5 protein-coding genes are annotated in these 8,939 nt (G+C 34.6%); 2 read left to right on the top strand and 3 right to left on the bottom strand.

What is annotated here, in order from left to right:
• Positions 1–1,551 precede the first annotated feature (1,551 nt).
• The 3 genes from ACFILY_RS07020 to ACFILY_RS07010 all read right to left on the bottom strand — a co-directional run bounded on the left by ACFILY_RS07020 (position 1,552) and on the right by ACFILY_RS07010 (position 5,689).
• On the bottom strand, positions 1,552–2,481 hold the full coding sequence (locus ACFILY_RS07020) for an outer membrane protein (RefSeq protein ID WP_375637718.1): 930 nt from the start codon (positions 2,479–2,481) through the stop codon (positions 1,552–1,554).
• Between the two features lie 566 nt (positions 2,482–3,047).
• A complete protein-coding gene (locus tag ACFILY_RS07015; RefSeq protein ID WP_273790700.1) occupies positions 3,048–3,320 on the bottom strand; it encodes a hypothetical protein in 273 nt (90 codons plus the stop codon).
• Positions 3,314–5,689 (bottom strand): mechanosensitive ion channel domain-containing protein, encoded by a 2,376-nt coding sequence (locus tag ACFILY_RS07010; protein ID WP_375637719.1) that lies wholly within the window; start codon positions 5,687–5,689, stop codon positions 3,314–3,316. Before ACFILY_RS07010 ends, ACFILY_RS07015 begins: the two co-directional genes overlap by 7 nt.
• A 180-nt stretch (positions 5,690–5,869) precedes the next feature.
• Between ACFILY_RS07010 and ACFILY_RS07005 the strand changes: the two genes are divergently transcribed.
• On the top strand, positions 5,870–6,247 hold the full coding sequence (locus tag ACFILY_RS07005; protein ID WP_375631220.1) for a hypothetical protein: 378 nt from the start codon (positions 5,870–5,872) through the stop codon (positions 6,245–6,247).
• 92 nt (positions 6,248–6,339) lie between these two features.
• Positions 6,340–8,853, top strand: coding sequence for a protein translocase subunit SecD (secD, locus tag ACFILY_RS07000; RefSeq protein WP_375631221.1), 2,514 nt, complete (start codon positions 6,340–6,342; stop codon positions 8,851–8,853).
• Positions 8,854–8,939: the final 86 nt, after the last annotated feature.

Below are 8,939 nucleotides of genomic sequence, written 5' to 3'. Positions count from 1 at the left end.
GCCGGCTCAATTTTGAGTTGGCAAAATCAACCAGCTCAAATTCGAGCTCGTTATCTTAGAATAGAGCATTCTTTAAACATTACAGCTTTTGACTCAAAATTAAGTAAAAACCCATACCTTATGATGTTACAATGGTTTTGAAGTTTGTTTGCTTATCTTTGTCTTAATAGCTGCCCCCAAATTTGGAAAGAGCTCATTTGGTTTCGTATTTTTAAACTATAACTTTTAAAACGTTTTTAGTACCAAATCTAAAGTAGATAGTTATTCTACTGCCATGGCATTATTTGCCTCCATTTTTTTGTGGAAGCGAATAGTTCCATTCTTAAAGACTAGCCTGCAATCTATTCATTAAAAGGCTTTTCATTTCATAAGATATAGCATTTTGAATTTCATGACCTTTATTTCCTACCTCGGTAAAAAATACCGTGGTTATAAAATCGATCTTGTCTTTAAATCCTTTTATGCAATCTTTATAAACTAAACCTATAAGCTTATAAAAGTTTTAAATGATTACCTTCTTATAGGATACTATAACAACTTTAGATTTTGCGCTCCCCAATTTTGAGGACTGCAAATCTTGTGTTTTTATCATGCGATTAACAATCCAATCATTAAAACAAGATGTGATCTTTAAACGTATGTTATCGATAATTCCAAACAACTAAATTTTTAAACAATGCGATTTTGAGTGATAAAAACGTATCATAAAATTTATGAACTGTTATAAATGATAGCTGCTTTTCATTTTATTTGAATACACACATGCGTTATAATATTTACATCATGATTTGCTTTTTATGGTCTATTCATGCATGGCAATCTTATATAAAAAATGGTCAAATGAATCATGCATAAAAGTGTGGGTTCTTAAGTGGATTCATATAAAATAATTGCACACAACATATTGACTTTATTGCGTTTTTTGATATTATATCGAATATGCCTTTAGATAGATACAGATAAGACAGACAGTCTATCACGTGTTCTTGTTCTTCGAACCACCTTTTAAAAAACATCCTTTGAATCGCACTTAGAGCACTTTCATCTGGTACAAAGATTATATATAAAAGGCAATTTAATAAATAAAATAAAAACAATTAGTTATTAAATAGAACAAAGATAAACCGCGCTATCAGATGATATTGTAGAGAGTTCTAAGGGAAGAAAAAATTGGTGCACAAACGTGCACGCCGCCCGCATCGCTCTATGTGAATTTTCTTTATTTTCTCATTACTTAGATAGTAAAAACTCTCTTTAAATTTACTGTTTGCAACTCTATAACGATATTATAAAATGATAACTGTAATAATATGAAAGACGAATTAATCCTTCTTTGCTAACAAATATTTCAACCACACCTCGTGAACTAAAAATTTTTCATTCTTAACAATTAAGAATCTGAGTAACTCTTCCTTACCTCCTCATTCTCACTCAAAGTCAAAGCTCCCTTTTTTCACCATAAAATAGTATTTGCAATGCATAAAATTAAAAAATAAAGGCCCTATCAAAGAAATAGGACCTCTTAAATTTAAGCTCCTTTATCCTACAAAACTAGAATTTGTAAGCTATTCCTGCGCGAAAATCATTCGTCTTATACTTAACTTCAATCTCGTCTTTAAATTTCTTTTTACCAAAATCTGAGTAACGGTATTCCGCACGCACAACAAAATGGTCTGTCATTGCAAAATCAACACCACCACCGAGAGTATAACCCATCATCGTTTTTGTTACATCCGATGTCCTATTAAATGGCTCACCTCCCGTAATTACTGTCGACAGAATATCTTGAAACTGTCCATAAGAAACACCACCAGCAATATAAGGCATCACACGCCCTGCAGAAAACCCAACACGCACCCGTGTAGCACCTGTCCATTTTTGTTTTAACGTATGATTAAACGTTAAACTGTCTTTCTCTTCTTTAGCCTCTGCAGCAGAACGAGAAAAGCCTCTACCCTGTCTCCTGACAAGTTTTGCCCTTTTTCGACTTTTTTTTTCTGTACTTGCATCAGTATCAGTACCCGATTCTTTAGTACCCGATCCTTCAGTATCAGGACCACCAGCACTCGATTCATCAGCCTGAAATTTTGTTTTTGTATCCTTTTTTTCCGTTAAAACGATATCCGTATCAATCCCCATAATAAAATTATTACCGAGATCAAAATTAACACCCGCATAAAAACCACCTATAAACCCAGAAAGATCGGGCAGATACTGTTTCTCGATGGGGATCCATGGTTTACTTTTACTCTCCTCATCAGGATGGAGAGGAATATCAACATGAGGCGTTATTGCAGAAATTTTACTTGAAAAGCCCCCAACTTGCCCCCCAAAATAAAAACCTGCCCAAGAAAAAGGTGAAGAAGCAACAACTTCTGAGGCAACATGTATCGGCTCTTCGTGAGTCACCACATCTGCAGCCTGTACTATAGAAGGTGAAATTAACGAAAAAACAGATGCTGTTATAAATTTTGTATTCATAAAATTATACCCCATTGCTAAATTTAAATATAATCAAAAATCACATTTAGAAAAACAAAGTTTTATAAAATCTTATGCCGCAAAATCGCATGTACTCCTTTATAGTTACATTTAAATCTATCACTATACTAATATATCATTACATCAAAATTTAATATTATCAAATAAATTTTAAAATATTATAATAATCAATACTTCAAATAATAAATATTTAATAAAAAAACCTATTATATTTTTAAAAGGAAAAAATATAAAACATTTTGTACCAATAATACTGCAAAAAAAATCACAAAATAGTACATTTTATGCATTTTTTATGAGAAAAAATTCTAAAAATGATGTAATAATTTTTAGAAAATTGATATTCATTAAAAATATTATAAATACCTCAATAATCTTACATCAAAAATGCATAACTGTAGATTCTACATAGTATAAAAAATCACACCTATTTTATACTAAAATCATACCTTTTTTCTACCATTTTCTAAAGGATGAGATTATTAATTACGCACAATATCATTATCCTTCTAAATCTTGTCCCCAAACAAAAATTCTCAATTATTTTATTTAAAAATTGCTCTTCCCCTATTGATTTCTATATTATCATCTGCCTTTATTGCAAAACGGTCTTTATTAGGAAAAGTTATAAAACATCCCTTCATACAAATTGTAATTGTTTGATGAGTATTTAAAGAAATTTTTGAAGGTATACTTCCTTCAACAACAATGAGAGATTGTATCTTTAAATCAGTATTCTTCACTGTTGCAGCAAAAGCTGTTATGGTAAAAATACTTAACAGAATAACTGTAATCAAAACATAAGTATATTTCAGCATTCTAAGATTCCTTCCTCAGCAAAACGCTTATATAGGCTAAATCGAAGAGCGTTGGTTATATGAGAAGGTGAAGTAATATTAGGCACATAAATAGCCAAATTAAAGGAAAAACTCTTACGATCAAATGCCGTAAAACTCACCTGTGGGATAGGATTTTTTAAAACGCCTTCTGTCGAAGAAGCAATCTCTAACAAAATTTCAACAACATGCTCTGGAGTAACCTTAGATGATACAATAACTGGTATATCAATTCGTCCTACTTTATTGCGTCGTGTCCAATTACTAACATTATTATTAATAAGGCTTGAATTGGGAATAATAATCGTCTTACGCTGAATAGTCTCAAGTTCCGTTGCACGCACACTAATACGCTTAACAATACCAGCTACTGATCCAGATTCTATATAGTCTCCTATTTTAAATGGTCTTCCAACTAAAATAATAAGTCCAGAGACAAAGTTTTGGACAATATTCTGTAAACCAAAACCTATACCCAGTGAAAGTCCTCCAGCAATAAGAGCGAAATTTCTAAGATCCAAACCTGCCATTGATAATCCCGTCAAAGCAGATACAACAATGCCTCCATAACTTATCACTGTTTTGATAGAATTACGTATACCAGAATCGAACTCTCCATGAATCAACACCACACTATCTAACCAACCAATAAATCGGCGAATAAGAAACCAGCAAACACAAAAAGAAATCATTCCTGTTACAAGAGAAATCAAAGAAAGAGTAATATTTCCAATCTGAAAACCGGTCACCGATTGCCACAAAACTGCTTTTAAATCAGAATAGGAAAATCCAAACTGTACAGCAATTGGTATTGCACAAAATATAACAACAAATAAATTGAGAAAAACGCTCACAAAAACTCCCAATTGATTCATCGTTTTTTCTTCTAAATGAAACCTCTGCATCAAAAGGTGACCAACCGTTGTTTTCATAAATTGGTCTTTAGTTCCAAGTGCTTGAGCGCTTTGTATTCCTAAATACATGAGAACTAAAAATGCTCCATCAATCATAATTTGCTGCATAATAAAACGCGCAAGACCAACATAACCTAAAAAATTCAACACAAAGAGCAGTAATCCCAAGCCAATAAGAGGAATGCGTATGTAAAATGGACAAAAGTATGGCTCTTTTTTTTCTCCTTGAAAACGCCTACGTCTAAACCGCAAAGGTACAAATGATATTATAAACAGCAATATTGCTACAAGAAAAACAGCAATAAAACTTTTAGCAATTGTCAAAGATAGAGGCGCTGAAATGATTTCATAAATACTATCAAGAACAGCGTCAAATGCCAAAACACCCCCTAAAGAAGTGAGTAAAATCACTAATTGATAAGCAGATGATGGTGCAACACTGAGAAGACGCACATGGGGCATATTCGATGATAAAAGAACAATCGCTAAGCGATTGATTAAAAATACTAAAATAATTTGACAACCTATCATATCAAAAACTGTTGTAAGCTTACCTAGATCTAAGTTAAAACTACGAAACAAAAATAACACAAGATAAACGCAAAGAATACATACAAGTGAAGGTAAGAGAACTGAAATAAAGGCAATCAATAAGCGTTGTAAATAAGATATTTCCTCATTAGACTTCGTAAAGTGGCAATACACATGAACAAGAACTTTTTGAGAAAAATACGAAAGACCCAAAGTAATAAAAAGTGGAATTAAAAAGCAAAGAAATAGTTGTAAAAACTTGAAATAAAATATAAAATTCCACCAAGAATCTAACAACAAAAGAAAATCTGATGAAGCCTCTTTTGTTTTTTGGGCGAGATTTTTAACCATCGGAATCGAAAACTCAAGCCTATACGTAAGCGTGCGTTTAAAAAGCTCCCGAGATTGAGAAATAGAAAGTTCAGCTATTCTATTTGCTGCTAAGAAAATTGCTTCAAAACGAAGCATGATACTGTTAATTTTAGCTTTTTGCTCTATCAAGTAAGAATATTCCTTCACTGAGCTTTTCAGTTTTTTCACGTCACGATGGAGCTCCGTTAATTGATCAAGAAGTGTATTAATCTCATTAAGAGGAGGACGCAAAACAAATGCTGCCTCAATAGCACGTTCACTGATATCTTGTGCACGTAACCGCAATTCTTCTAAAGCACGCTCATCTTCTGGCTTTCTGTCAAAATCTCTTTTTAAAGTTTCAGTATTTTCTTCAAGAGTCTCAATAATCAACAGTTGTTGTTGAATAATTTCATCAACTGAATAAGAAGCTATCGTTTGTTCGACAATTGTACTTTGTGCCCCCCGATTCCCCCATGCACCAGAATTAAATACAAAGATAATCCCCAAAAGAAGGAAAAGTATGTGGATGTTTTTTCTACAAAATGAATACATATCTACCTTACGAGCACAAAAAGGATTTTATTCCTCTCTTTTAAATATGGTATAAAGCAGCTATTTTCAACTTTTATAGAATAATCTTATAAAAGCTTTCCCTTATCCTATAATACTGATAATAAGATAAAAGAATGATAAATAATATGAACTCAATAAGATTAACGAAGGCACTCTAGCATGTTTTTTTTGCACCTTTATTGCAAAAAAGAAGATTTTCTTCCTTTGACAACTTGGATTTTTCTATCCAGTTTAGGTGTATTCTTGACGAGTACCTTAGGAACGCGTGCTTACTTAATCAAACAATCACACACCAATAATATCATTAAAACGAATAGATTTGATTTACAAAATAAGTGTGATCAGTTGAATGCTACCACAACTGAAAACAAAAAACTTGTAACACCCCATGCAGAATCTATTTTTATGAGAACCGTTCAAAGAATCCTAACATTGGATTTCTTTTTAATAAAGATTCCAGCTGTTGACACACGATTTCGTAACGTTAAAACGCAATATTTCTCAAATAAACGCGCTCCTCCCAATGAACATACTTAATTCTCTTCCTTGAATTATAAAAACGATCATCTTATTTTACTTGTGCTTTTAACTTTGAATAACTGTTAGATTGCCTATTAGCGGAATATATCATGCGTACACCTGGTTGGTTAACTACCCTTTATTGTTTTATTCTTTTAAGCAGCATTTATGTTGCCTTACCCAATTTATTTTCACAAGAACAAGTTAAAAACTCGAAATTCTTACCCGACACCCGCGTAGCACTTGGTCTTGACCTTCAAGGAGGCTCTTCTCTCCTGCTCGAGGTTGATAGCAAAACGTTAAAACGCGATCAGTTACATATAGTTTTAAGCAATGTGCGCAATGTATTGCGTGAAAAACAAATCCGCACCTCAAGTGTGCGTATCGTTGAAGATAGCGTTATTGCCCTTATTTCTGACCCATCGCAAACTGAAAAAGCACTCTCTGCTTTGAAAACATTAATAACCCCCATACACAGTAGCTTTGGCACAACAGAACATAACATCACGATCAGTGCTCAAAATGAAACTCTCCGCGTCACATTAACGGAAGCTGGTATAAAAGACCGTGTAAGCAATGCTATTGAACAAAGCTTAGAAATCATCCGTCGTCGTATAGATCAAGTTGGTGTTTCAGAACCAGCCATCCAAAAGGTTGGAAATGATCGTATTATGGTCCAATTGCCTGGCCTACAAGATCCAAAACAACTGCGTGATCTTTTAGGAACAACCGCTAAGATGAGTTTTCATCTTGTTCCTTCTAATGTGGATCCCAATAATCCCCCTATAGGTGTTTCTATTCTCCCTGGATACACTGATGCAACACAACATTATGCAATTTATGATCAAATTGCTTTAGATGGAAATGTCCTGAAAGATGCCCGTGCAGGTTTTGACCCCCAAATACCAGGACGTTCCATTATTTCATTTACTCTAGATTCCGCTGGCGCAAAAATATTTGCCGATATAACACGACAAAATATTAACCGTCCTTTTGCCATTGTTCTGGATAATAAGGTTTTAACCGCTCCGACCATCAATAGTGTCATTCCCAATGGACAAGGTCAAATTACAGGAAACTTTGACCCCAAAGAAGCCTCAACTCTGGCTGCTCTGCTTCGTGCTGGTTCCCTCCCCGCACCACTCACGGTCATTGAAGAGAGAACCGTAGGCCCAAATCTTGGTGCTGATGCCATCCAAATGGGACTTTACACCGGCATAATTGGCTTTATTCTTGTTGCAATTTTTATTTTTCTTCTCTACCGTATTTGGGGATTAATTGCCAATATAGCACTAGCTCTGCACACGATTTTAACATTTGCTGCACTGAGTCTTTTGGGAGCTACGCTTACGCTGCCTGGTATTGCTGGTATTATTTTAGGCATCGGTATTGCTGTTGATGCTAATATCCTTATCAATGAACGTATCCGTGAAGAAAGTCGAAAAGGTGTGGGTGCTTTTGCAGCCCTAGATCGTGGATTTAAACACGCTTTTGCAACCATTGTTGATGCAAATGTTACGGCAATTATAGCGACTGTCTTACTATTTTGGTTCGGCACCGGTCCCGTTCGTGGTTTTGCCGTAACAATGTTGCTTGGTATTATCATCTCCATGTTTACAAATATCACCATTGTACGCATCATCATGATTTGGATCGTTCGTAAATGGAAAATTAAAAAGTTGCATATTCACTCTGCTTTCAACATCATGCCACAAAACACAACTTTCCACTTTATGAAAGCACGCTTCATTGGTATTGGCGTCTCAATTGTTTTATCAATGGCTTCAGTTTTTCTCTTTTTTAAGCCTGGATTGAATTTTGGTATTGATTTCATTGGCGGAAGCCAAATGAGTATTACCACGAAAGCACCAGCAGATCTAGCAACTCTGCGTTCCAAGCTTTCTACTCTTAATGTTGGTGAAGTTTCCTTGCAAAATATTGATAACGAAAACACCGTATTAATTCGCATGCAGAAACAAAGCGGTAGCGAAGCACAACAAACCATCGCCATTGATAAGGTTAAAACAGCTGTACAAAATATCTATCCCGATACCACATTCGATCAAATAGAAGTTGTGGGTCCCAAAATTTCAGGCGAGCTTGCCACAGCTGCTTTTACTGCTGTTATTCTTGCGGCTATTGCCATGTCTCTCTATATATGGTTACGCTTCGAGTGGTTCTTTGCCGTTGGAGCAATTATCACTCTCATTCTAGACACCACAAAAATGATTGGCTTTTTTGCTTTATTTCAATTTGATTTTAATTTAACGGCTATCGCTGCGCTCTTAACAATTGTTGGATATTCTATAAATGATAAAGTTGTCGTCTATGATAGGATGCGCGAAAATATGCGTCTTTATAAAAAAATGCCGTTGCGCGAGCTGATTGATCTGTCAATTAATCAGGTTCTTGTACGTTGTTTTTTTACATCAGCTACAACAATTCTTGCGATGCTCCCCATGGCGATATGGGGTGGAAGTGCTGTTCATAATTTTGCATTACCCATGGTCTTTGGGATTATTATTGCAACATCATCCTCTATCTTTATTGCTGCTCCTATTTTACTCCTGCTAGGAAATTGGTGGCGTGAGCGAAATAATCGTGCAAATATCAAAGTGAAATAAAAATGCCCTTTAATGCGTATGGTACATCTCGCCTCTCTTCTCATAGAAATATAGTCGTTTTCATTCATTCGCTTTTTGATCAAGAA

The sequence above is a fragment of the Bartonella sp. CL25QHWL genome, assembly GCF_042195335.1.
In the GTDB taxonomy this organism is placed as follows: Bacteria; Pseudomonadota; Alphaproteobacteria; order Rhizobiales; family Rhizobiaceae; genus Bartonella.
Note: the sequence above shows the minus strand (reverse complement) of the source record. Positions and strands in the feature narration are given on the sequence as shown.

Excerpts from the sequence above, each read along its gene's own strand:
- ACFILY_RS07015 (WP_273790700.1), bottom strand. The coding sequence starts at position 3,320 with ATGCTGAAATATACTTATGTTTTGATTACAGTTATTCTGTTAAGTATT.
- secD (WP_375631221.1), top strand. The coding sequence starts at position 6,340 with ATGCGTACACCTGGTTGGTTAACTACCCTTTATTGTTTTATTCTTTTA.
- ACFILY_RS07010 (WP_375637719.1), bottom strand. The coding sequence starts at position 5,689 with ATGTATTCATTTTGTAGAAAAAACATCCACATACTTTTCCTTCTTTTG.
- ACFILY_RS07005 (WP_375631220.1), top strand. The coding sequence starts at position 5,870 with ATGTTTTTTTTGCACCTTTATTGCAAAAAAGAAGATTTTCTTCCTTTG.
- ACFILY_RS07020 (WP_375637718.1), bottom strand. The coding sequence starts at position 2,481 with ATGAATACAAAATTTATAACAGCATCTGTTTTTTCGTTAATTTCACCT.